At 46.8% G+C, this 24,288-nt stretch carries 18 protein-coding genes; 5 read left to right on the forward strand and 13 right to left on the reverse strand.

What is annotated here, in order from left to right:
- Positions 1–304 precede the first annotated feature (304 nt).
- The 13 genes from P156_RS0107405 to P156_RS0107465 form a co-directional block, all read right to left on the reverse strand.
- Positions 305–2,275 carry a glycosyltransferase family 52 gene (locus P156_RS0107405; protein ID WP_027869575.1) on the reverse strand — a complete coding sequence of 657 codons (1,971 nt, stop codon included), beginning with the start codon at positions 2,273–2,275 and terminating at the stop codon, positions 305–307.
- 6 nt (positions 2,276–2,281) lie between these two features.
- Positions 2,282–3,034 carry an acylneuraminate cytidylyltransferase family protein gene (locus P156_RS0107410; protein ID WP_027869576.1) on the reverse strand — a complete coding sequence of 251 codons (753 nt, stop codon included), beginning with the start codon at positions 3,032–3,034 and terminating at the stop codon, positions 2,282–2,284.
- Positions 3,035–3,038: 4 nt separating this feature from the next.
- A complete protein-coding gene (locus P156_RS0107415; RefSeq protein ID WP_027869577.1) occupies positions 3,039–3,980 on the reverse strand; it encodes a Gfo/Idh/MocA family protein in 942 nt (313 codons plus the stop codon).
- A complete protein-coding gene (locus tag P156_RS0107420) occupies positions 3,970–4,962 on the reverse strand; it encodes a Gfo/Idh/MocA family protein (RefSeq protein WP_027869578.1) in 993 nt (330 codons plus the stop codon). Before P156_RS0107420 ends, P156_RS0107415 begins: the two co-directional genes overlap by 11 nt.
- A gap of 12 nt (positions 4,963–4,974) precedes the next feature.
- Positions 4,975–5,652, reverse strand: a complete 678-nt coding sequence (locus P156_RS0107425) for a PIG-L family deacetylase (protein ID WP_081818501.1) — start codon at positions 5,650–5,652, stop codon at positions 4,975–4,977.
- Entirely contained in the window at positions 5,639–6,796 is a 1,158-nt protein-coding gene (gene neuC, locus P156_RS0107430) for a UDP-N-acetylglucosamine 2-epimerase (protein ID WP_027869580.1), read from the reverse strand. Before neuC ends, P156_RS0107425 begins: the two co-directional genes overlap by 14 nt.
- Before the next feature lie 15 nt (positions 6,797–6,811).
- Positions 6,812–7,699 carry a GNAT family N-acetyltransferase gene (locus tag P156_RS0107435; protein WP_034802373.1) on the reverse strand — a complete coding sequence of 296 codons (888 nt, stop codon included), beginning with the start codon at positions 7,697–7,699 and terminating at the stop codon, positions 6,812–6,814.
- Positions 7,700–7,701: 2 nt separating this feature from the next.
- A complete protein-coding gene (neuB, locus tag P156_RS0107440) occupies positions 7,702–8,703 on the reverse strand; it encodes an N-acetylneuraminate synthase (protein ID WP_027869582.1) in 1,002 nt (333 codons plus the stop codon).
- Between the two features lie 8 nt (positions 8,704–8,711).
- Positions 8,712–9,383 carry a hypothetical protein gene (locus tag P156_RS0107445; RefSeq protein ID WP_027869583.1) on the reverse strand — a complete coding sequence of 224 codons (672 nt, stop codon included), beginning with the start codon at positions 9,381–9,383 and terminating at the stop codon, positions 8,712–8,714.
- Between the two features lie 12 nt (positions 9,384–9,395).
- Complete coding sequence (locus tag P156_RS0107450; RefSeq protein ID WP_027869584.1) at positions 9,396–10,451, reverse strand: sugar phosphate nucleotidyltransferase; 1,056 nt, start codon at positions 10,449–10,451, stop codon at positions 9,396–9,398.
- 27 nt (positions 10,452–10,478) lie between these two features.
- Positions 10,479–11,621 carry a LegC family aminotransferase gene (locus P156_RS0107455; protein WP_027869585.1) on the reverse strand — a complete coding sequence of 381 codons (1,143 nt, stop codon included), beginning with the start codon at positions 11,619–11,621 and terminating at the stop codon, positions 10,479–10,481.
- Positions 11,622–11,642: 21 nt separating this feature from the next.
- The gene (locus P156_RS0107460; protein WP_027869586.1) at positions 11,643–12,626 is read right to left on the reverse strand and encodes an NAD-dependent 4,6-dehydratase LegB; all 984 of its coding nucleotides are present in this window, start codon (positions 12,624–12,626) and stop codon (positions 11,643–11,645) included.
- Between the two features lie 117 nt (positions 12,627–12,743).
- Positions 12,744–12,983: a helix-turn-helix domain-containing protein gene (locus tag P156_RS0107465; protein ID WP_027869587.1), complete on the reverse strand. Its 240-nt coding sequence runs from the start codon at positions 12,981–12,983 to the stop codon at positions 12,744–12,746.
- 247 nt (positions 12,984–13,230) lie between these two features.
- Between P156_RS0107465 and P156_RS0107470 the strand changes: the two genes are divergently transcribed.
- The 5 genes from P156_RS0107470 to P156_RS0107490 all read left to right on the forward strand — a co-directional run bounded on the left by P156_RS0107470 (position 13,231) and on the right by P156_RS0107490 (position 24,263).
- Entirely contained in the window at positions 13,231–16,473 is a 3,243-nt protein-coding gene (locus P156_RS0107470) for a CDP-glycerol glycerophosphotransferase family protein (protein ID WP_242838724.1), read from the forward strand.
- 25 nt (positions 16,474–16,498) lie between these two features.
- Positions 16,499–19,726 carry a CDP-glycerol glycerophosphotransferase family protein gene (locus P156_RS0107475; protein ID WP_027869589.1) on the forward strand — a complete coding sequence of 1,076 codons (3,228 nt, stop codon included), beginning with the start codon at positions 16,499–16,501 and terminating at the stop codon, positions 19,724–19,726.
- 105 nt (positions 19,727–19,831) lie between these two features.
- Positions 19,832–20,551, forward strand: a complete 720-nt coding sequence (locus P156_RS0107480) for a 2-C-methyl-D-erythritol 4-phosphate cytidylyltransferase (RefSeq protein ID WP_027869590.1) — start codon at positions 19,832–19,834, stop codon at positions 20,549–20,551.
- Complete coding sequence (locus P156_RS0107485; RefSeq protein ID WP_027869591.1) at positions 20,551–21,576, forward strand: zinc-binding dehydrogenase; 1,026 nt, start codon at positions 20,551–20,553, stop codon at positions 21,574–21,576. The genes P156_RS0107480 and P156_RS0107485 overlap by 1 nt, the downstream gene beginning before the upstream one ends.
- 92 nt (positions 21,577–21,668) lie before the next feature.
- On the forward strand, positions 21,669–24,263 hold the full coding sequence (locus tag P156_RS0107490) for a CDP-glycerol glycerophosphotransferase family protein (protein ID WP_027869592.1): 2,595 nt from the start codon (positions 21,669–21,671) through the stop codon (positions 24,261–24,263).
- Positions 24,264–24,288: the final 25 nt, after the last annotated feature.

The following is a 24,288-nucleotide window of genomic DNA, read 5'->3' on the forward strand; positions in this document are numbered from 1 at the left end:
CCAACGTGATAACAAAGTAACTCACTTTACATCATACCATACTTCCGAGGGGAATGCAAAACCGCCATCCGTCAAAATCCTCCTGAAGTGGACTCGCCGGGCTTGGGCGGCGGGGACATCTGGCGCCCGTTATAAATACTCACCCTTTGCATTCGGATCAGTATTTGCGGCTGGTGGCTTTGCGGAGCTGCTGACGGTTTATTTGGGGACCAGCAGAAATAGAAATAGCGCACCAACGGACAAGCCCCCTGCTCTCTCGAGCACGGGGCTTTATGTGCGGTCTAAACGGAGGGCCTGCACCCACCTATTTCTTTTTTCGTTTCAGAACTCTCTTCAATTTCTTAACAAACTTGTTTTTCGTTCTGCGCAAGCTCAGGGCGATACTCACGAACCGATTGTTCTCGAGCCATCTTACTCGTCTGAAATGCCGGACATTCAACCCGTGCTCGACATTATATGCGGTAAAGAGGATCTTCAAGATTGCTTCTTTGTCGATGGTTTCCGTGTCAAAGAACGCCTCCAGCCCCCGCTCGACCAGCGTTTCCGTAGAGTCCTTTCGCCTGCGGAGATAATCCAGACATGCATAATATGCTGAGTAGATCTCCCCCAGCGCCTTATCCTTGCAATGATCTGCAAGCAGCATCAGATCATCTCTGCATTCCAGTTCCGAAGAGAGATACTCATTGCCGATATGATCTGTCGAGATGCGGTTTGCATATACATATTCCAGCGCTTCGTGCATCTCTACAATCCCTTCCTTACAGAAGATATCCAAAAGCTCCCGACTCCAAAACACATTTACGATTCCCGTGAGAATGTGCTCGCTGAGAGGATTGCAGATAGTGATGGTACTGCCGCAGCGCTGATGCACCCCGATACAATACCCCATGGAACCTTTACACATATTCTTCACAATGCGCCGGACATCACTGGCACGGTTCGTCCCGGAAAGGACCATCTGATAATCATATTCCTCCCTGTGCTCGACCATCAACCGCAGCAGGGCCCCTTGATCAAAGGCCTCCACCTTAATTACCGGTATGTTCTTGTGTACTTTCCTGCTCGTCTTTTCCGCAACATCAGTAATATCACCCACTAACTCTTCCGGACAAAGCAATGTTACATGATAGGAAAAACGCTTGGCTTTCTTGAAGATCCCCAGCAACTCCTTCTGAAGCCCCTCGGGAAGCACCGAACAGTAGAGGTATAGGCCGATGCTCAGTTTCTCGTCGCCGATGTAGTCCAGCACAAAGTTCTTTAGGCTTCCTTTTTCGATTTTCTGGATATCATAAAGCGATCTCTGCTCACGAGTATTTTCCAGCAGATCCAGTGAAGAAGAGTAGAAGGTCACCACGCTGTCAAAGGTCGCATCCACATAGTTCAGACACTCTACAGGGATGTCCTTTCGGATCACCTCAACGTTTTTCTGCCTGAAAATGTCCATACATTTTGTCCCCGCAGGGTGTGGTTTTATCAGAACCTGATGGTTTTCGGCCAGCTGTCTGATCAACCTGCGGTAGAAAAGCACATACCTCAGATCACTGCAATAATCTGTTCGATACAGAGGTTGTTCAATCAGGAGTATCGCGCCATCCTGAACCCGGACATCTTCCATCGCAAACACAGTCTTGATTGCGCTTCGATACGCCTCCCTGTTTTGTGCAACAAGATCCTTAAAATCTCTGACCTCGACCTTTTCTTTGAGAGCAGGCGGCAGATCTTTATAATCTCCGCTACAGATTAAACGATGGATCTTTTCGCACTGGAACTGCATCGGCGGGTAAAACCCCAATTCAATAAACGGCGGAAGCAATTTGAAATACCCTGTGAGGGAAAATGCCTTCAGCCTCGCCGCCATCACCTTGTATCCATCCTCACAGAGCACGATATTGTTGAAATGCTTGCTGATGGAGTACATCATCAGATGATACTCTGTGTATATATAGATCTCTTCATCAAAATCCGCCCCCTGGAATTTGGGATAGTAATAGGCATCGATATACTCATCGAACAGCGAGGAACCGATCTCCCTGATCTCTTCAGGTTCCGCCTTCTTCGTCTTTCTCAATTCCGGAACGAAATCAAAGATGAACTCTCTTGTGTCCAACTTGATGACCTCGTTGAAAACACCACACTTCCGAATATTCTCTACAACCCCATCGTCCATGTTGGTATACTCAACACACAAATACAGATTCGGTTTTTGGTCAAAGGTCAGCGCCAATGCCATAGCGTGCATCAGATGATAATAGGCAACAACAACAATACTTTTCATAATCAGTTATTTCCCCATATTCGAATAGATTGCAGTGAAGTCTGGTTTGTTATCAAACAGGTATCTGGCAACAAGCTCCATCAGTTCAAAATCCGACTCATGATCCAGGTCCAGAATAGCTGTATCATACATCTTGACAATTCCACACTTACCATCGAATATGCTTTTTGTGTTACGCAGAAACTCCGGCGCATATGCATAGATCGATGCATTCATATCAAAGATCTCCGGCGCCTGTTGCCTTGCGGTAAAATCGGATGCGATCACTTTCTTGTAGCCTTCTCCCTCAACATAAGTGACCATGTTGAAATAGGGGTTTCTCCTGGAATCCGCCACCGTAAATACCGCATCCCATTTCCCGGTTTTCTGTTCCCTGTACACCTTCTCCAGGTCACCGTCCTGCCGAAGTGGGGATGTGAGATCCATGTCGATGACCATATCATACGCCCCTGACCGCTGTTCCATCTCCAGCATCGTGTCCCGAATGACGTCCAGTTTTCCCACGGTATCCCCCGCCAGTGCCTGCTTTCTTGGGACAATAGACACCTTCCTCATCCCATTATTCTCAACGATGGAGATCAACTCTTCTGAGTCCGTATTGAGTGCGATATCCGCCTCTACCTCCGGACAATTCTTCAGAAATAGGTCGATCGCCGAAATAGTAAATAGCGGCAACGGCTTGTCTAAGAACTCTCTGATATTCTTGTTCCTGATCCCCTTTGATCCTGCTCTTCCACAAATAGTAAACAAAACCTTCATTCTATCAATTCCCTTCTGCAATCGCCAGCACTCTCAATGCATGTTCAAGATCGTTTGTATTCTCTTCTTTTCCTTCCAACACATCCAGAAAATACTCCAGTTCCCTGCGCTGAAAACTATCTCTCTCGCTGTCAAAGGACAGGACCCTGTCCCCCGGATAGCGAATCGTCTGCCCGACCAGATCCGCTGTGATCATGCCTTCCTCTGTTGTGATCTCGATTCTTCGGATCGTTTCTCTGGTAAAATAATCCAGATGAAGTTCGACCAGACAGTTCTCATAGTCCGCAATATACACTGCGATATCATCGCTATTGATCTCGAGCGAAGACACCTTCCGGATGAGGGACTTGACAGAGACCGGTAATCCCAACAGGTACGTGATATAATCCCATTCATGGATGAGGTCGATCGATACGCCGCCTCCCAGCTCCTTGCTCGCGCTATAGGTCTTTCTGTAATCCGTCCCAGGTCTCCATTCCGGCAGATAGCTTGCCGAAACCACCCGAAGACTCCTCACATCTGCAGGCGAAATATGCTCCTTCAGATGCTGGATCACTCCGGTGTACCGCAGCGGACAAGCCACATAACAACATTTCCCTTCCAGTGACAAAGCCTGTTTATCGATCTTTGCCGACTGGAACACCGGCTTCTCGATGAAGAACGCCTCTGTCAGATCCTGAAAATCTCGCAGTGCATCGAAATGTCTGGCTGTTGGATTGGTGACAAAGACAGCGTCGTACCCTCCGGACACCTCCTCCATTCTGGAGAAGGTCCGGTCAACAAGGCCCGCTGTCTCCGGAGGCAGTGGGGCACCTTTCCCACTTCGAAAAACATCGATGCTGCAACGGACCCCTCTTTCCTCAGTGATCGCCTTCAGATTTCTGATATGTCTCTTTGCAATCGATCCTACGCCCACAAAGCAGACGCGCAATTCCTTAGTCATCATTCCCAGTCCCTTCAATATGATCGATGAGATGCAGCACTTCCCGATCCTCTTCAAACGAATACCTTGGTCTCAAACCATCCTGGATCGCTCCGATAAACTCTCGGAGCTCCATTTCGTATGCGTCCTCTATGATCGAACGGTTCTGAGAGTTGATCTGTTCCGTTTCGTTGTACAGCGCGATCTTTTTCAGACCACCGCTTTCCTGCTCATACTGCAGAAGAGAGTCGGGGGTTCCGCCCCATCTCATATAGCACTGCTGTCCATACACTTCCAGATTTCTGACTGCAAACTGCGATGCTACATTGATATTCAGCGTTCCTCTGTTCCCGTTCTCGTGGGAAACCAGGACTTCAAAGTTGTCCGGGTAATCCAGATCCAGATCCGTCATCCTCCCTTTCAGGACCTGACAGCTCTCGATCTTACCAAAGGCCTTGATCAGCCAGGGCAGTTCAATTGCAAAGACCTCACGGCAGCCGTTCGTCCTCTTGTTTGCCACAAAGAAATCCTTGTAGCTCTCCCAGCTGTGCCAGGTGGGCAGAAACTGCCCCACATGATAACTGTAGTTCACCGGAAGACTGCTCTTCCCCACTTCTCTGCTGATAAACCCGATCTCCTCCCGGAACATCATGGTGGACGAGAGGAACAGGACACGCCCGTTCTGTTCCGCCAACCGCATATTCTCTTCGTAGAGATCCTCCACAAGGTTCAGTTCTGTAAACACATGGCAGTTCTTCTGCAGTGCTGTTTTGATGATCCCCCCATGAGACAGGGGACTGGTCGAAACCACAACGGCCTGGATACCGTGCTCTTCAATGGCCTTTTCCAGATCCTCCGAAACGGTGATCCCATACAGCTTCTGCGCTTCCTCGCGCCGGTCTTCTCTTGCATCGATACCGACAAGGGAAAACCCCGCATCAATCTTCTGCAATAGGCGGATCCGCCTTTTTCCCATGGATCCAAGTCCAACGATTCCTATAGTCATGGTTCTCTCCTGTTACTTCTCGATCCCTCGGATCATCATAAACGCTTCTGCATACTGTACGCCTGCCACTGCCCCTCGCCCGGTAGCCAGCGCTTTCACGTTATCCAGACTGCGGGGGAATGGATGCGGCGCAATCTCCTGGCTGTAGATGCCCACCGCCTCCAGTTTGGACTCCATCTGTGTAGAAATATCGATGAAGTAATTGGGGCGGAACATCTGATCCGGCATAGCGAAGTCAGTTTCCGAATTGATCTCCATAAGCAGAAGCCTCTTCAGCGATGGATTGCGAAAAGACTTGCTCACCGCCTTCACCCAGGAATAGACGGTACCGTGATCAGAGTGAATATCTCCATAGTAGGGAGATATGATAGTATCCGGCTGCAAGTCCTCCACCAGGCCGGCAAGTCGTCCGATCTGATCTCCTGTCGGATACTCCGCCAGATGAGCCGGCCGCAGCTTCCAGTCGAACGCCTCAGTCACCTGAAGTTTCTCTGCCACCGCCGCAAACTGTCTTTCTCTCTTGTTTACCAGTTCTGCAGGATACCCGTATTCCTCCTTTGTATTGGAAATATTCAGCCAGTAGACCTGCTCCCCGTTTTCTGCGTATTTCTTCATCGTGCCGCCGGCGCCGAATGTTTCGTCGTCCATATGCGGAGAAATCACCAATAGACTCATTTTACTTCCCCCCATGTATGATTGGATCGTAGAGTTTTCGGATCATCTTCTTGAAATCGGTATTCTTGATGATCTCATAAGCTTTTCTGGAACTGGTCCCATCCCCATAGATGTTGACCACATCCTTGATGGATTCCCTGTATTCCGGGGACAAAGCTTTGTCGATCACTTCTCCCAAACGATCATCGACGCGCTCTACGAATAACACGTTGTCCACGTTTCCCCGGTTTCTCTGCCGTGTCCCGATATTGATCACAGGCAGTGGGATGGACGCCGCTTCTGCCACACCCGAACTGGAGTTGCCAATCTGGAAGTCCGCGTGCCGGTAAAGGTTGATGAAGGTGTTCCTGTCCAGGTTTCTGTAGAAATAGAACTGTTCATCGTCCATATACCTCTGGTAGATTTTTACGATCTCACTGCTGTTGAAATCTGTGTTGGGGTAGCTGACGATGGTGTGGATCCCCTTCTCCTTCAGAGTCTGCAGCACTTTCTCGATTTCCTCATTATGTCCGGTGATTTCCGCCGGGGGGTGATAGATCAGGAGCGCATAGTTCCCAAATCCGGGGATCCCCAGTTTCTGGAGAAGATCTTCTCTGGTGATCCAGGGTTCCTCTGTGAACTTGTCCAGTGCCACGCTTCCGGTTTTGAAGATCCGGGACTCTTCCTCTCCAAGAGCAAGCAATCGACGCGCGTGCTCCTCTGTTGCCACAAAATGGGCCGTTGCCATCTTGGAGGCCGCATGTCTGACCAGGTTATCCACATGTCCGGATACCGCATAGTCCCCTCCGAAGAAATGGAGAAATGGAATATCCATATAGCCGCTTACGATCGCCGCGCAGATCACCTCTTCACGGTCTCCCGGCGCAATGATCACATCGGGCTTGGTCTGCTTGACCACTTCTGTCAGCGCTGACAGAAGTATGCCGGTGCTCTTTGCACGGGAACTCTTGGTGTCGGAATTCAGGATGTTTTCGATCTCCGCCACCACATGGTTTCCATCGGCATAGATATCTCGCAATGACTCCTCGTACCCCAGTGTCAGATGCGCCCCGGTCACGACCAGGTCAAACTCGATCTCTTCATCTTGGTTAAAGTACTTGTACAGATAGGACATCAGATCATAATCTGCACGGTTACCAGTAATAGATAGAACTCTCATACCTCTCCTTCTTTATCAGAAAAGCTCGCAATCTCCCATCAGAAAGATCCATGGCTTGTCGATCTCCGCCTGCTGCTCTTCCGTGTTGTTAAGATAGTTGATACACATGTGATATTCCCGCTCCTCCGCCGGATACTTGTCGAGATAGTCCAGAGAGTTCCAGGTCGTCACCCGCGCTACCCCTTCCCGGCCGTACAGGAAGCGAGCAAACGCCAGAAGTTCCTTCTCGTTTCTGCAATCCGACCAATACAGGATATCGAACTTGTCTCTGAATCGGGTACAAATATAGACATTCCCGCTATCAGAGATATATTTCTCATACTTTTCATCCGCGAACCTGAAGTTCAGAAAGGCCGACGTGTGCTGCACGCGGTTGCTCCCTTCATTTCGGGCATCAGGATCCGCCAGTGTCACTGCATCGATCCTGGTAAACTCCGCCGCTTCTGCCCCTGCGTCATTGGGAAGCCGGACAAAATGGAATCGGCGGAACTCTTGGTATTCCATCCTCGCGACGTGCATGTGCACGGAATTTTCGTTGGGGAATCCAATGATAAAGCAAGTTCCATCTCCCGCTGCAAGAATTGCCTTCTTTAGTTCAAAATACAGGTTGGTGGCAATTCCCTGTCCCCTGTACTCCGGATCCGTCATAAACCCCATGGACATCCGGAAACGGCTTGGCTTCTCATCGATCAGGGCCGTAAAGGCAATGGTCGTAAAATGTCCAACCACCCTTTCACGTTCCGGGTCTATCGCAACGATCCCAAGCGGGTCACAGTCCTCCCGTGTCCCGAAAAGGAAATCGTACTCTTCTGCAAAATCAACCTGGAAGATATCCCTGTACATCCTGACGATCTCTGCTTTGTCAGAGTGCTTCGAATAATCGATTTTCCTATATGTTATCATGACTATAATACCACCTTTTCATCTTGTTCGAAATCTTTCGGCGCCTTCTGCCCAATCACTTCGAACCATCGCATAGGGCTGATCCCGTCCCCCGGCCTCTTTGTGGTCAGATTATCTTCCGTGAACACCTCTCCCTGCGTGATCTTCCTGGCAGCAACGATGCTTTTTCTGGCAGCGGTCATATTCCTTGCTTCCGAGGGGCTCACTGTCTTGCCTCCCTGCCCGAGGGCCCTTTCGATATTCCGAATGCTCTGCACCATCTGCCGGAATTCAGCAGGCTCGGTGCTGGCTTTGTGATCCGGCCCTTCCATGTTTTTGTCCAGTGTGAAGTGCTTCTCGATGACCGTCGCCCCCCTGGCCACCGCTGCGAGGCTGACCTCGATCCCCTCTGTATGATCCGAATAGCCAATGGGCACGCCAAACGTCTCCCGCAGCGTATCCATTGCGCGCAGATTGACCTCGTCCTTGGGAGCAGGATACTCCGTTGTACAGTGAAGGATCGTCAGATCTCCTGCTCCATAGTGATTCAGTACATCAACCGCTTCACTGATCTCGGTCAGCGTGCACATTCCCGTGGACATGATCACCGGGTACCCAGTCCTTGCGATCTTGATCAGATAGGGAAGGTTGGTGACTTCCCCGGAAGGAATCTTCCACAGGCGCATCCCGAGGCTATCCAGATAATCGATGCTCTCCAGATCAAAGGGGGTAGAGAGAAATTCCACGCCCGCCTTCTCACAGTATGCTTTCACCTCGGCGAAAGCCTCCAGCGGGAGCATGATCTTCCGGATCATTTCCAGTTGGCTCTCTTCTCCCCCGGTCGTCTCTTTCTGATAGTCTGCCTTCTGCGCAAAGCGGGAAACCAGGTTCTCCGGGACCGCTGTCTGAAACTTGGCGACGTCCACTCCACACCTTGCGATCTCGTCAACCATGCGTTTTGCGATCTCCATGCTCCCGTTGTAATTGACGCCGATCTCCGCAATGATTTTCGTATGTCTATCCATAATCCAACTCACTTTATTTTCTTTGCAGGCATTCCGACATATGTCCCGCTCTCTTCCAAAGATCTGGTCACCACTGCCCCCGCGCCGACGATGACTTTGTCTGCAATCGTAAGTTCCTGGATGACCGACGAATTCAGGCCCAGCATGCAGTCACTTCCGATGGTCACATGCCCTGCAATTGCACACGCAGGCAGTATCGCATTGTAATCACCGCAATCCAAATCGTGACCGAACTGGACCCCGTTTCCAATGTAGTTAAAGTTTCCTATGTTATACTCGCTCTCGAACACAACGCCTGGGCCGATGTAATTCCCTTCTCCGAAACCGCCGCCCTCTTCATCAAAGATCACTGCCGGGTGAAAGACATTCGGAAAGACAACGTTGGGATATTTCTTCAACCTGGCCACGACGGCCCTCTTCAGCCTGGCATCCGCAAAGGGAACGATCGCACCGATGCGATCATACTTCCGAATGATCTCCTCGACATTGTCATCGCAGGCGATGATCTTCTCTCCGGCGAACGCCGGTTGTCCGATGCTTTCCTCGTCCTTTTCCACAAAGCCCAGTACGTGCATCTGTGTCGCACCAGGCACCTTGTTTGCCGCCTTCAGCCAATAATACACGGCCTTTGCCGCACCTGCTGACCCGAAAAACAACAGATCCAAACTATTATTATTCATGTCGTCTTCCCTCTAGATCTCTTTCTTGCGCTGAAATCCATTCCGCATCTTCTCCAGTTCCTTCATCTGGCCCATGTCCCACCAGTTTCCTGCCTGCACCGGATAGATCCCGACCTTCTCACCGCTTTCGATACATCTCTCGATGACAGAGGTGATGTGGATAAACTTGTTCGCAGGAATGTAATCCAGAAATCTTGGATTGATCACATACAGTCCGGTATTGACCATGTGTGTCTGGCTCGGCTTTTCCACGAACGCCCGGACACATCCACGGTCATCGACTTCCACCGTTCCGTAGGGAACCGTAAACGTCTTCACCGCGCACACAATGGTGATGATATCCTGATCCTTTCTATGTTTTCTGAGGATATCCCCGTAATCCTCCTCGATGAGGATATCGCAGTTGGTCAGGAAGAAAGAGTCATCATACTTCCCTTCCAGCAGCTTGATTCCACCGCCTGTTCCCAGAAATTCCTGCTCATCGGTAAACGTAATGTCGTAATCTTTGTCAAAATCCGCAAAAAACGCCTTGATCAGCGCCTTCTTGTAGTTGACGATCATGTCAAACTGTCTGCAGCCGAACTGGCTGAACTGGTCCATGATGATCTCTGTGATGGTCCTGTCGTCAACAGTCACAAGCGGTTTAGGAAGCACCTGGGTCAAAGGAAGCAGGCGAGTACCTTTTCCTCCGGCCATGATCACCACAGGCACGTTCAGATCGTGCGTCGCATGGATGGAAGAGGCATGGAGAAACTTGATGGAAAGGATCTCCTTGTTTTCGTTCAGGATAGGGACCGATGTGATCCCTATCTCTTCCATGTATTCGTATGGATCAGCAGAGTCGCTGTGCCAGAGGTATCTTGGCTCGGCGTTCATCACCTGCCCAACTAGCGCCTCCAGCTGTCCTCCATGCATTATGTGCCTTCTTATGATACCGTCTGTCAGCACACCACGGAGTCTGAGGCCGCTGCAAACATAGACGACCCCTCGCGCGTTGTTGTTGATCACATCCATCGCCTCGATGATGGTCCTGTCCTCTGAAATGATATATGCCTCAATACTCTTCATTCTTTTCACCTCTGCTCCCCATGAGGCCTATGCCTCTGGAAACGCCTTCAACCTCTCTGCCACGCGCTCCACATCCTCCGTTGTCAGATTGGTACTGCAGGGGATGTTTACGATATGCGCGTGATACTCTACGGCTTTTTCGATCTTATATCTGAATTCGTCCTTATATGGGGGCAGATCACAGATCAGCATCCAGACCGGGCGGCTCTGGATCCCATTCTCTTGCAGATATTTGATCAGATCATCCCTTCTGTCCGTAAGATAGCTGTAGAACCAGTAATTCGGACGGATGCCTTCTTTGAAGGGAAGAAGCTCGATCCCCTGTTCCATGTAGTGCCGATAATTTTCCGTCTTCACATCCACAAAGTGTTCGAGCTGCTCCAGCTGCCCCAGTCCCAGCGCCGCCTGCAGGTTCGTCATTCTGTAGTTGTAGCCGATGTTGTTGTGCTGGAAGTAGAGCATGTCATCCTTGGCCTGTGTGGAAAGGTATTTTGCCCTTGCCAGCAGATCCTCGTCATTGGAGACGATCATACCCCCACCGCCGGTGGTGATGATTTTGTTCCCGTTGAAGGAATAGACGCCTATATCGCCGATCGTCCCTGCATGCTTGCCCTTGTATCTTCCTTCTGTCGCATAGGTGCCCAGTGCTTCTGTCGCATCCTCGATCACCTTCAGATCGTATTTTTCTGCCAGATCCATAGCGCGTTCCATATCGACCATATTCCCAAACACATGGACGACCAGAAGGGCCTTGATCTGTCTCCCGGTCTCTTTGTTGATCAGTTTCGAATCCCGGAACTCACAGCAGGTTTCGCAGAACTCCTCTACCTTGTTCATATCCATGCAAAGAGAGTCATCGCAGTCCATGAAGACAGGATGCGCCCCCTCATACATGATCGGATTGATCGCCGCAATAAACGTCAGGGCCGGCGCGATGACCTCGTCCTCTCTTCCGATCCCATTCAGGATCATGGCCAGATGGAGCCCGGCGGTTCCGCTCTGGCAGGCGACAGCTCCCGGCGTATGCACATACTCAGCAATTGCCTTTTCAAAATCGTTGATGCAGGCTCCCCCTGTGGACACCCACTCGGTCTCGACCGCCTCATCGACGTATTTCTTCTCATTCCCACTCAGATTGGGAACAGACAACGGAATAAACTTTTCACTCATTGTTCAACCTCTGCTCTCCCACTATACGTTATATATATCTACCTTATATTTATCTAAGTTGTTTCTCAGGAACTCAATGGTCTCTGCCAGTCCCTCCTGGAAGGTGTATTTCGGTGCCCAGTCGGTGAGTTCCCTGATTTTTTCGTTGCAACCAAGCAATCTATTGACCTCGCTCTTCTCCGGACGCAGTCTTTCCTCATCGCATACGATCTTCGCTTCCGGATTAATCTGTCTGATCAGTTCCTCCGCAAGCTGCCCGATGGAGATCTCGTTCTGTGTCGCAATATTGATTTCCTGACCGATCGTCTTGTCCGACTTGAACATGGAAATGAAGCCATTTGCGGTGTCCAGTACATAATTGAAGTCTCTGGTCGGTGACAATGCTCCCAGATGGATCTCTGTCTTCCCGGCCAGAAGCTGTGTAATGATCGTTGGAATGACCGCTCTCGCGGACTGTCTCGGTCCATAGGTGTTGAACGGTCTCACGATCGTGACCGGCAACTCAAAAGATCTGTAGAAGGACTCCGCCAACCGGTCAGCCCCGATCTTAGTCGCAGAATAAGGAGACTGCCCCTGGTAGGGGTGCTTCTCATCGATTGGAACATACTGAGCGGTTCCATATACTTCTGAAGTGGAGGTCACCAACACTCTCGACGTCTCCAGCGCTCTTGCTGCCTGCAACACGTTCAAAGTCCCCTTGATATTCGTATCCACATACGCATCCGGAGAATGATAGCTGAACGGGATGGCGATCAACGCTGCCAGATGGAACACCGCATCTCTGCCCTTCATGGCCTCTCGCACACCATTGGGGTCTCTGATGTCCCCGGTAAAGATCTCGATCTCATCCAGGATCTCCTTCGGGGTAGTATCGAGCCAACCCCAGTTATTAAACGAATTGTAGTATACGAAAGCCTTTACATCGTAGCCCTGGCGTACGAGTTCCTCTGTCAGGTGGCTGCCGATAAAACCATCCGCACCTGTTACGATTACCTTTTCCTTCATGTTGTAATATCCTCCTTTAACTACGAGCCCACCTTAATCTGAAAAAATGCCATAAACAAAACGCACTGCAGGATGTTTCTCTGCAGCCAAATCTGTTCTCATGTGCCAAGCTCTTCTCTAGTCTGATTTGTTATCCTTTTTTCTTGGATAAGGTTCTTGGACGTCCGTTTCGCCATAGATATAGTCAATGCTTGTCTCAAACACTCTGGACAGACGCTTTGCCTGTTCGATAGTGGGTAACCGAAACCCCCGCTCGATCTTGGAATAGTCAGACTGATCTATTCCGGTCAGCATTTGCACTTTTACCTGTGTATAGCCACATTTTTTACGAAGAGCTTTCAATCTGCTCCCTGTCATAAAAGGCCGCCTCCTTTCTCCATACGATTATTATGTCATATTGCCCTATATGTATTCAGGGTTGTTCTGACCTAACAGGCTTTCTGTTTATAAAAATACAATAATTGAAGAGAGGTTGATTTTAGGGTTGATTTGACCTATAATGAAAATATGTATATTTTCCTACGGGCAGAACATGATCTGGAGATCTGTGAAAGAGAATTTGGCAAAGGAGCATGACATGAATGACAACAACAATCAGGAACTTATGCTCAGCATCGTTGTGCCTGTCTATAACGTGGAAGAGTATCTGACAGATTGTCTGGATTCCATCGACCGGAGCATCCGCAATATAGATGCCGAGGTCATCCTGGTGGATGACGGGTCGACAGATGCCAGTGGAGAGATGGCGCAAGAGTATGCCGATACACATCCGGGGTTTCGGTGTCTTCATAAGGAGAATGGAGGGTTATCTGATGCGAGGAATTTCGGCGCTGCGAAATCCAGAGGGAAATATCTGGCCTTTGTAGATTCGGATGATATGGTTGCCGAGAACATGTACGATAACATGATTCGGACCGCAGAGTATCATCATGCAGAACTGACATCGGTCAATGTGGTAAGGTGTAATTCCAGAGCGGTTTGGTCTTCCAGTCTTCACAGGAAGGTGTTCGATGATATTGAAACGATAACCACGCATATCAACGAAAACGCGTCTCTTATTTACGACACAACAGCGTGGAACAAGCTGATTCTCCGAACCTTCTGGGAGGAGAATGGTTTTCAATATCCGGTCGGTTGGCGCTTTGAAGACATGCCGGTGTCCCTCGCTATGCATTACAAAGCAAAGAAAACCGCCTTGGTGCAAGAGATCGGGTACTATTGGCGGGTGCGAGATGGCGAGTCTGTATCCATCACGCAGGAAAACGGGAGCATCGTAAATCTGGAACACAGGTTGGAGATGCTCCGAAGGATGTTCGCATATATCGCAAACGAGGCAGAGGGCAATGAGCGTTTGTTGCGTATTTTCAAATACAAAGTCCTGTCCCTGGATCTCATTTTATATATCAATCAGGTGAGGAAAATCTCAAAAGAACTGGGAAGGCAGTATCTTCTGGAAATCAAAGTTTTCTTCGACCAGTTCTTTCAGGAGGAGGAAATAGATTCACTCCCTATTCTTATGAGGCAGAAATACAGGTATTTCTTTGCTGGCGAGTTTGAGAAACTGAACACAGTCTGTGTTTATGGTATTAAGGCACTGAAGCAAGCTCCGGTTCTTGTCGAAGACGGCCAGTATCACATCCGGGTCTCTGATGATGTTTTCGACATTACCGACAGACACCTGGAAAACGACCTCAAAGACATGCATCCCAGAACAGATGTGACATATATGAATTGTGGCGAGGATAAACTACGCTTAAGAGGCTATCTTTACTTTCCACGTATCAGTATCAACACCGCGAGGGAACTCGATTTGTCGATTTTCCTGAAGGAGATGGTCACTGGAGAGGAATATTCATTGCCGATAGGACGTTTTGATAACAAAGCGCTCACTATGGAACGAGGCTTTGTCTTCAGCTCCCGGGACGATTGCGCCACTGAGTACAATTACGATGGCACAGGTTTTGGACTCGAGGTTGACTTGAAAGATATATCACCGAAGGAAGGGGATTATCTAATCCAACTTCATTATACCCATGCAGTGAAGAAAGGTTCTGTATTCCTGAATGAGAGGTCGAGTGCTAATAGATCCTATTCGGAGGGCATTGTGCTACCCTTCGGAGATACACAGGCGCGTATTCGACACGATGCATACGGATATCTACATATTGTAGTGACGAGGGGAAATGTATGTCCACCCCCAGTGGTGGCTACACACCGTCCGCATCTGATTGCCGCACATACGGTCGACTCGCAACTACATTTGCAACTCGCAAATGTACCTGAAGAAGATACAGAACTGGTCTATTATGACGAATTGAGGGGCGGCCCGCAACTGCTTGCAGTTAGCCAAGAAATAGAGACCCCGACTCAACAGATCCAAGAGTATATAATCGATTTCTCGAACAAATCCATTGCGAATAATCTTTACACAGGGGAACATGATCTTCGGCTGAAGGGAAAATTCTCTTGCTGGGAAGAGGCAGAATCCGTTCTGACAGCCAGGACATTTCGCGAAGATCTAACAGTAGAGAATCTTAAAGTGATGTTGTACTGTGATGAACGATGTATTCTGACCCTGCGCACGGAAAGCCTTTGGGATGAGGACTCCAACAGCGATGATAGACGCAGGTATCATCGCAGACATACATATCGGACTTACAGAGAACTTCCTTTAGACGAAAAGACAATTCTGTTCGAAGCCTATTGGGGGGCGAAATACCAGTGCAATCCACGCTATTTATACGAATATATTGATAAGCACCATCCGGAATATACTTGTGTTTGGTCGTTGGAAGACGAGAGGACCCCAATCACTGGAAATGGTCTCCGTGTCCGCAAATACTCCAAAGAATACTATCGATATCTGGCCACAACAAAGTATCTAGTCAACAACGTTAATTTTGAAAATGCGTATGTAAAAAGAAAGGGACAGATCGAGATCCAGACCATGCACGGCACCCCATATAAGAGCCTGGGTTTCGACGTAACGGGAGACTTTCCTACAGAGAAACATAAGATCAAATACTTGAAACGCAACAAGCGTTGGAATTACCTGATTGTTCAGGGTAAGTTCAGCGAAGAGATGGCGTGGCAGTGGTTCCGATTTGATAAGACTTTCCTGAGAACAGGATACCCGCGGACGGATGAACTCTTCGCCGTTTCAGAAGAAAAACGCCGGTTCCTCAAAGAAAAGTTAGGGTTGCCACAGAATAAGGATATCATCCTGTATGCGCCTACCTTCCGGCAGGAAGGCGTATATGAAATGCCGCTAGATCTGGAAAGAATGCGTAAGGAACTATCGGACCGATACGTTCTTCTGATCAGACTTCACCATTTTGTAGCGAAGAGCTATCAGGTTCCGGCAGATAATTCCTTCATTTTTGATTTTGGAGGATACAACAACATCGAAGATCTGTTTAAAGTTACAGATCTTCTGATCACGGACTACTCCTCGATCATGTTTGATTTTGCACTCACAGGAAAGCCTATGATCTTCCATACCTATGATCTGGACGAATACGTGAACGATCTACGCGGCAGTTACTTTGATATTACAAAGGAAGCTCCAGGGATGATCACGAAAACGGATGAGGATCTTCTATCAGCTATATATGCGCTGGAGAGCGGCGAGATTCATAATGAATCCAGGATCGAACGCTTCCGAAACAAGTATCTTACCTACGAAAACAACGACTCGTCGAGGAAGGTTTTCCAAAAGGTCTTCGTGGAGGGCTATATCGAAAAGAATGTGGCCAGGAATCTGCGAATAAAGGCTGTAGTGAAGAGAATTCTTCCAAAGAAGCTGTTCGACAGGCTACGCGAACTCAGGAACACACAAAAAATATAACCCCGTGTTTATTCGAGAGGGATGAATGATTGAGGATATGGGCGACCGCGAATTAAAACTAAGCGTTATAGTCCCAATGTATAATGCGGAAGAGTATCTGAAAGAGTGTCTCGAGTCGATCGAGAAAAGCATTCAAGGGCTAGAGGCAGAGGTTCTGCTTATTGATGACGGTTCAGAAGATCGGACTTCGGAAATTGCGCTTGCATTTCAACATGAGCATTCTCGATTCAGATACTATCGAAAAGAAAATGGAGGGCCTGCTGATGCTAAGAATTTTGGAATCAGCAGAGCAAAAGGCAAATATCTTGCCTTTACAGATTCCGATGATCTTGTGACAGAGAATATGTATCGCAACATGATTCGTGCTGCTGATTATCACCAGGCTGACCTCACCATTGTCAATCTGGTGCGTTTTAATTCAAAGAGGATATGGGGTTCAGGGCTTCATAAGAGAGTGTTTAATAATCTCAAGAAAACAGTAACCCATATCCGAGAGTGTGACAATCTAATATACGACACTACTGCAGCAAATCGCATGATCCGCCGAGATTTCTGGGAAAAGAATGGCTTTCAGTATCCAAAAGGCTGGTTGTTTGAAGACATGCCAATCGCTTTGGAAATGCATTGTCGTGCAAATCGAGTGGCGATCGTTCACGAAGTGGGATATTTATGGCGAGTGCGAGATGGTGAATCAGCCTCTATCACACAGAATAATTCCTCAATCAATAATCTAAAACACAGAACAGCCATGTATGATCGCATGTTTCGTTTTGTTGACAAGGAAGAAGATGGGCAGCGGTTAAAAACACTCTTGAAAGAAAAGATTCTCTCTTTCGATTTCTCTTTCTATATCAATGAAATGGAAAACATGACCCCGGAAAACAAAACCGCATACCGGGATTTGATCTGTGATTTTTTATACAGGCACTATGACGGAACAGAATTGTCATCACTTCCAGTCATTACGCTGCAAAAATATGAGTACCTGATTGCAAAAGATTACGAAAAGTTAGAGAAGACAATCGCATACCATCGGAAATACTACAGCAAAGCAACTATTCAGAAAGCAGATGCAGGCTATCGTTTCGAGTTACCCGAGGATGTATTCACTATTCCGAAAAGGCTGGCGAACGATGACTTCAGATGGTATACACCGAATTATTACACTTCCGACATTTGCTGGAACGGAAGAGAATTGAGAATAACCGGGCATGTGTACATCCCTCGGGTGGACATTAGAACACCGGCGAACTTGAAGATACAGGTTTTTCTTTTAGAAACAGTTTCTGGACGGATCATTGAGTTGCCTACAGATCGATTTCAGAACACAAAACTAAGTGGAATACGTGGTTTTGTGTACAATGATTCGGACAAAACAACAAAAGAATACAATTATGACGGAACCGGATTCATCGGGACCCTTCGTTTAGATATGCTTCCTGCAGATCAAAACGAAGAGTATATGGTGTTCGTGGAATACGATCATGTGCTTTGCCAAGGCTGTCTGGCCCTTGACGAGCAAGAGACTTGGCAGACTGAGTATTCAGATGGAATGGAATTATATGATGATGTATGCAGAGTGAAAATCACCCATGATGCACATGGAGCAATAATAATAAATTCAAGCGTAGTCAGGCAAGAAGACAGGGTTTTATTACCGTCAGAAAGCGTATCTCATAACAAATTTTTCGTGGACAAAGTAAATGTGGAAGGAAAAGAGCTTTGCCTTTCTCTGGTTGTTCCCAAAGACTGTCGTGATGCGATAGGGAAAATGAAATTATGCTACAAAGACAGATTACTGGCAAGCCATATTGACATTGCCGAAACAACATATGATGGAACTGATAAGCTCTGTTTTCGAATTGATTTCACGAGTTCTGCAATCTTACAGCCGTTATATTCCGGGAAGTTCTTTCTGGAGATCGAATACGATAAACGAGGAAAGCACACATATTCGTACATTGATTCTCTGCACAAGGAAAAAGGAAGAGTAACAACGGACTCTTTGGAAGTAATGATTTTTGGGGATCATTCTAACAGACTGACTCTATATACACGTACGTTGTGGGATAGTGAATCGAATAGTGGAGAGAAAAGAAGATATCTTAAGAAAGAAGTATACCCTTCTCTTAGAAAACTCCCCCTCGATTCCCAGTGCGTTTTATTCGAAGAATACGACGGAAAAATACCCCAGCATGCGCCTGCAAGGTTTTACGAATACCTGACCGAGAATCATCCGGAGTTTAAGTGTATCTGGGTACTGGAAGACGACAGAATTCCTGTTGGGAGAGGTGGACTACGGGTACGTAAAAACTCGAAAGAGTATTACTACTATCTTGCAACTGCTAAATACTTAGTCAGCAATATTGGCTTTGGAAAAGGTTTTATAAAAAGATCCTCGCAGATTGAAATTATCATGCCAGAATCTTATCCTTTGCATTGTTTAGAAACAGATGCAGTCGCAAGTTATCAACTGAGCCAAAAGAATAAAGCAATAGAAAAGAGAGTATCTCATTGCGATTATTTAGTCGTGGCAGGGAACTATAGTGCGCAACAGGCTCGGAAATGGAAGTCTTTTAGAGGCGCTCTGATAAAAGCCTCCGTTCAATACAGTGACACAACAGAACCCGTTGAGAAAATCAAATCGAGGCTGCATATCCCGGGTGACAAGCGAATTGTAACATACGCGCCAGGATACCGCCCGAAGGAAGATGATCGGACCTGTTTAGATTTGCTTGCTCTTCAGACAGCTTTGGGCGATGAGTATTGCATAATTACGTTCTTTGATCATATCGACAAAAGAATCGCAGACACAGCTTGTATTATCGACTTGAGTAATTACCGACGGACAGAAGACATCATTGCAATTACAGACGTTCTGGTGACGGATTATTCGTTCACCATGTTTTATGCGATATCTGTTAACAAACCGATAGTCATTTATATAGGGGATCTTGATTCCAACGAAAACATCCCGGAAGACGAGTGTTTTGAGCTGGAGAAGAATGCACCAGGTGCGATTGTGAAGACGCCAGAACAGTTAGAGAAGGCAATTCGTATAGCACGGGATGAACATGTCAGGTTTACAGAAGATACCCACAGTTTCAAAAAGAACTACGGCGCCTTTGAAGGCGAGTCATCGTTTGACACAGTATATAGCAAGTGCTTTATTGACAAAAACAAGTCAAAACGACGCAATTTCACGACGAAACTTCAGCGGTTGTGGCGAAAAGTGAGAATTCATTCCAGGTAAAGGGGCGACGCCTCCCTTGATTCAATAGTGACCTTCTTATATTGGTATTTGTTCATTAGGCATCTGCATTTTCAGTACAAAACAAGAGAGCATCAAAGAGAGGAGATGAAGAAAATGAAAATATACGGTATTGTCGTGGCAGGGGGTACCGGTACAAGAATGGGAAATGCGGAGAAACCAAAGCAGTTTCTTCATATCGGAGACAAGCCCATTCTGGTTCATACGATGGAAAAGTTCTACATAAACAGCAGGTTGGATAAAATCCTTGTGCTCTGTCCGGAACCATGGATTTCTTACACAAAAGACCTCCTGGAAAAATATCTGCCGGACAGTAATCAGTATGTGGTATTGCAAGGTGGACGCTTGAGAAATGATACGATCATGAATGCAATCCAGTATATTGAGGAAAATTATGGTCTGGAAGAGGACACTTATGTCATTACACATGACGCCGTTCGTCCGTTCATTACGCAACGTGTTTTGGAAGAGAACATGGCCTTTGCTCAGACAGGGCAGCCATGTGATACCGTAATTCCAGCTACCGACACTTTAGTTGAAAGCATTGATGGGGAAACGATCTCGCAAATTCCAAATCGCGCCAATTACTATCAGGGGCAAACCCCTCAGAGTTTCCGAGCGAAGGAATTCAAGGAATTATATAATAGTTTGACCGAGGACGAGAAAGAGTCGTTGACGGATGCTACCAAAGTGTTCGTGATAAAAGGGAAACAAGTGGCACTTGTGATGGGAGAAACTTTCAATATTAAAGTGACGTATCCATATGATCTTCAGTTAGCAGAAACATTGTTGAGAGGAGGGAAGTAGTGCTAAATACGATATATAGACTGGTTTCGCCCAGACAATTTGAGGCTGCATTTACAGATGTAGACCTCAGGAGCGACGATGTTCTGGTCAGACCGACCCATCTCTCGATTTGCAATGCGGATCAGCGTTATTATCAAGGGACGCGCTCTGCAAAGGTACTGAAACAAAAACTTCCAATGGCATTGATACATGAAGGCATTGGAGATGTGGTATTCGATCCGAGGGGGGATTTTTCGGCTGGACAGTCTGTCGTCATGGTACCGAACACCCCCTTTGAAGAAGATGAAATCATCGCGGAGAATTATCTCCGCAGCAGCAAATTTCGCGCCAGTGGCTTCGATGGATTCATGCAGGATCTGGTAGCCATCAGGAGAGATCGCCTTGTTAGTATTTCAGACGGAATATGTAAGGAAGTCGCGGCATTTACAGAATTTGTTTCTGTTGCTTGGCATGCGATCAATCGATTTGATCGTAAGGCGCATACCCGCAGAGAGACAGTTGGCTTTTGGGGGGATGGAAACCTTGCCTTTGTGACCTCTTTATTGTTTAAGAAGCGCTTTCCGGAGACTGATATATATATTTTTGGGATCGATGATAACAAGATGAAGGATTTCCTGTTTGCAGAGAAGACTTTCGATGTTGCAGAGATCCCAGATGACTTGAGGGTGGATCATGCATTTGAATGCATCGGCGGGCCCGCATCAGGGACAGGTATCAACCAGATCATCGATTATATCCATCCAGAGGGAACAATCTCTATATTGGGCGTCTCGGAGGAGTTCGTTCCCATCAATACGAGAATGGTGTTAGAGAAAGGCCTCACCATCTTCGGCTCGAGCCGGAGCGGGGTGAAGGATTTTCAGGACGTTGTGTTGTTTTTCGAGGAAAATCCTGAAGTTGTGGACTACCTTAAGAATATCGTAGATCAGACGATAGTAGTACACTCCATAAAGGACATGAACTATGCCTTCGATGAGGACATCCGGAAAGCAGGCGGAAAGACTGTAATGGCCTGGGAAAAATAAATCCAAAGGGCACTTTTGTAAATTGGCTTTTGTTGTGCTGCAGCAAAGAATACGCCACCATATAATCAAATAACTGAAGTGAGAGAGTATTTATGAGGGATGATTTTAAGATTTCTGTTATCACGCCTGTTTTTTGTGCCGAAGAATATTTAAACAATGCAATTGACAGTGTGATTGAACAGACGCTAGGATTCGAAGATAACATACAACTGATATTGGTGAACGATGGAAGCACGGACAGAAGTGGAGATATCTGCAAAGAATATCAGAAACGCTATCCAAACAATATTGTATATATAGAAAAAGAAAATGGTGGAGTCTCCAGTGCTCGAAACATGGGCATTAAATATATCAAAGGTACATACACAATCTTTTTTGACAGCGATGATATTTGGGATAGACATGCCTTCTCCAGAATTTATAAATTCTTTCACAATAATCACGAGTCTATTGACGTGTGCTCCTGTAGAATGGAGTATATTGGAGATTTTGAAGGTCGAAAGCATCCTTTGGATTACAAATTCAGTAAGGGGAGTAGGGTTGTTAATCTAGAGACGGAACCTACTTATACCTCGGTATCGATCGGTAATTCGGTATTTAAAAGCTCCGCTATTTTAGGCAGCTTCTTCGATGAAAATGTGAACTATGGCGAAGATTCCTTATATATTAATTGTCTTCTTTTGGAGAAAATGAATATCGGCGTCATTGCAAACGCTATATTCTATTACAGAAAGAACTTCTCAAGCAATCAATTGTCCCGGTCCATCGTCTATCAGGATGCCTGGTATTTTGATGTGTTTGACTCATACTATAATCAGTTGATTAGTTATGCTGAAAAAGAATATGGAAATGTGCCAGAGATGATCCAGGAAGTCTTGTTCTACGATATTAAGTGGCGCAGTTATAACCGGACGGTTATGAAACGGTTTTCCGAAAGCGATAAGGTTCGTCATATCGCTTGTCTGCAAGAGGTGCTGCGTAAAATCGATGACAATGTCATCTTAGGCGCAAGGAACCTCTCTCAATATAGGAAACTATATTACCTTAACCTTAAACATGACGGGCAAGTCATTGAATCTGCGGATTTAACTTCCGGGAAGTTCTATTTGCACGATAAGAAAATCCTTTCACTGAAGGCCGGAGATATCTTATCGATCAACACAATATCTATGCAAGGGAAAGATCTTGTTATAGAAGGCCTCAGCCGGCTTAGTTGCCTTAAACAAGAATATCGTTTTTTTGTTAGAGACAATTCCGGTATAGAGTACCCGGTAAGCATTCATTTATTTGAAAAGTTCGAAATGAAAGGTTTGGTAGGGGAAACAATCATTAAAGGGGAAGTGTACAATGTCAGAGTACCTTTAAAAAGAGGTTTGAAGATTTCGTTTCTTGTTGATGTTTGCGGGGTGACGATCAGGCTAAAACCACGATGCGATCAGCAGACAGAATTATCAAGAGGGTTAGAAGGATCCTTCTGTATCAAGGGTGATTATATTATCAAGTATATCAAGGGACGGTTATGCATATATGATTATTCCAGAAAAACGCACATAGCATCGGAAATACGGATCATTAAAACAATCTTAAAGAAGAAGGGGCTTCATAAGGGGAGCAAAGAGCTTCGTACACGTATGCTTCGTAGGAAGTTACTGGAAGCGAAGGTTGAAGCCAGAGTGGCTTTTATTTCTGCAAGATCGGAAGACAAACTCCTCGGGAATATGCAGAAGGTTTATGACCGATTGGATTTGCCTAAAGTCATTTTCGCAAAGACAAGATTAGGCGCATACCCGGAGTATGTTGACCAAGCTCGTAAATTGGCCGCTACAAGCAAGATGGTTATTACCGACGATTATCTGAGTGTACTATGGGACAAGAAGCCGACTCAAATTTACATCCAGCTCTGGCATGCAACGGGGACCGGGAAACAATTCGGCCTAGATAACACGAAGATGTTACCCGGAAGAGAAGCTCTATATCATAAAAACTATGATCTTGTTACAGTGAGTTCGGAGCGCGCTCGTGATGTTTTTGCGCAGGCGTTTGGCATATCACGCGAAAAAGTCGAGGCAATCGGCGTAGCCAGAACAGATGACTTTTTTGACGACAGTTATAAAACGAAAGTGGTGGAGAAAGTACACAAAGTTCATCCAGAACTTAAAAACAAGCAGGTGATTCTGTATACGCCGACCTTTAGAGATATTCCTGGACTCGGGAGAACTAGATTTTCCCCAAAACTAGATTTCGCACACTTATCGCAGGAGCTCTTGCCTAATCAGGTGTTCGTACTATGCCCTCATCCTGTCATGACGGAGCCTATACTAAATGGGAGCTATGATAATGTGTTGGAGCTCAGAGATGTCCCAACTAATGACATGATGTTCGTGTCAGATCTGATGATTTCTGATTATTCATCAACCATGTTTGAGTATGCGTTATTGAGAAAGCCGATGGCATTCTTCTGTTATGATTACGGTGATTATGATCGCGATTTTTATCTAGATTTTGACCATGAACTACCAGGTCCAATCATCACGACCGAGGATGCGTTGATAGATTTCATACGACAAGGAGAGTATCCACTCGGTTCTGATTATGACAAGTTCTGTGCAGATTATATAGGGGCCTGCGATGGTCACAGTACAGATAGGATTATCCGTAGGATAAAAGAACTATACGGTAAGGTATAGGGAATCTTTTCAAACAATAATCCGT

The sequence above is a fragment of the Eubacterium sp. AB3007 genome (assembly GCF_000688015.1).
GTDB lineage: Bacteria > Bacillota > Clostridia > Peptostreptococcales > Anaerovoracaceae > Aminicella.

What these genes read in the sequence shown, in the direction of transcription:
- neuB (WP_027869582.1), bottom strand. Translation starts at nt 8,703, where the DNA reads ATGGATAGACATACGAAAATCATTGCGGAGATCGGCGTCAATTACAAC.
- P156_RS0107460 (WP_027869586.1), bottom strand. Translation starts at nt 12,626, where the DNA reads ATGAAGGAAAAGGTAATCGTAACAGGTGCGGATGGTTTTATCGGCAGC.
- P156_RS0107465 (WP_027869587.1), bottom strand. Translation starts at nt 12,983, where the DNA reads ATGACAGGGAGCAGATTGAAAGCTCTTCGTAAAAAATGTGGCTATACA.
- P156_RS0107490 (WP_027869592.1), top strand. Translation starts at nt 21,669, where the DNA reads ATGAGGGATGATTTTAAGATTTCTGTTATCACGCCTGTTTTTTGTGCC.
- P156_RS0107405 (WP_027869575.1), bottom strand. Translation starts at nt 2,275, where the DNA reads ATGAAAAGTATTGTTGTTGTTGCCTATTATCATCTGATGCACGCTATG.
- P156_RS0107420 (WP_027869578.1), bottom strand. Translation starts at nt 4,962, where the DNA reads ATGACTATAGGAATCGTTGGACTTGGATCCATGGGAAAAAGGCGGATC.
- P156_RS0107475 (WP_027869589.1), top strand. Translation starts at nt 16,499, where the DNA reads ATGATTGAGGATATGGGCGACCGCGAATTAAAACTAAGCGTTATAGTC.
- P156_RS0107480 (WP_027869590.1), top strand. Translation starts at nt 19,832, where the DNA reads ATGAAGAAAATGAAAATATACGGTATTGTCGTGGCAGGGGGTACCGGT.
- P156_RS0107415 (WP_027869577.1), bottom strand. Translation starts at nt 3,980, where the DNA reads ATGATGACTAAGGAATTGCGCGTCTGCTTTGTGGGCGTAGGATCGATT.
- P156_RS0107470 (WP_242838724.1), top strand. Translation starts at nt 13,231, where the DNA reads ATGCTCAGCATCGTTGTGCCTGTCTATAACGTGGAAGAGTATCTGACA.
- P156_RS0107410 (WP_027869576.1), bottom strand. Translation starts at nt 3,034, where the DNA reads ATGAAGGTTTTGTTTACTATTTGTGGAAGAGCAGGATCAAAGGGGATC.
- P156_RS0107455 (WP_027869585.1), bottom strand. Translation starts at nt 11,621, where the DNA reads ATGAGTGAAAAGTTTATTCCGTTGTCTGTTCCCAATCTGAGTGGGAAT.
- neuC (WP_027869580.1), bottom strand. Translation starts at nt 6,796, where the DNA reads ATGAGAGTTCTATCTATTACTGGTAACCGTGCAGATTATGATCTGATG.
- P156_RS0107435 (WP_034802373.1), bottom strand. Translation starts at nt 7,699, where the DNA reads ATGATAACATATAGGAAAATCGATTATTCGAAGCACTCTGACAAAGCA.
- P156_RS0107445 (WP_027869583.1), bottom strand. Translation starts at nt 9,383, where the DNA reads ATGAATAATAATAGTTTGGATCTGTTGTTTTTCGGGTCAGCAGGTGCG.
- P156_RS0107450 (WP_027869584.1), bottom strand. Translation starts at nt 10,451, where the DNA reads ATGAAGAGTATTGAGGCATATATCATTTCAGAGGACAGGACCATCATC.
- P156_RS0107425 (WP_081818501.1), bottom strand. Translation starts at nt 5,652, where the DNA reads ATGGGGGGAAGTAAAATGAGTCTATTGGTGATTTCTCCGCATATGGAC.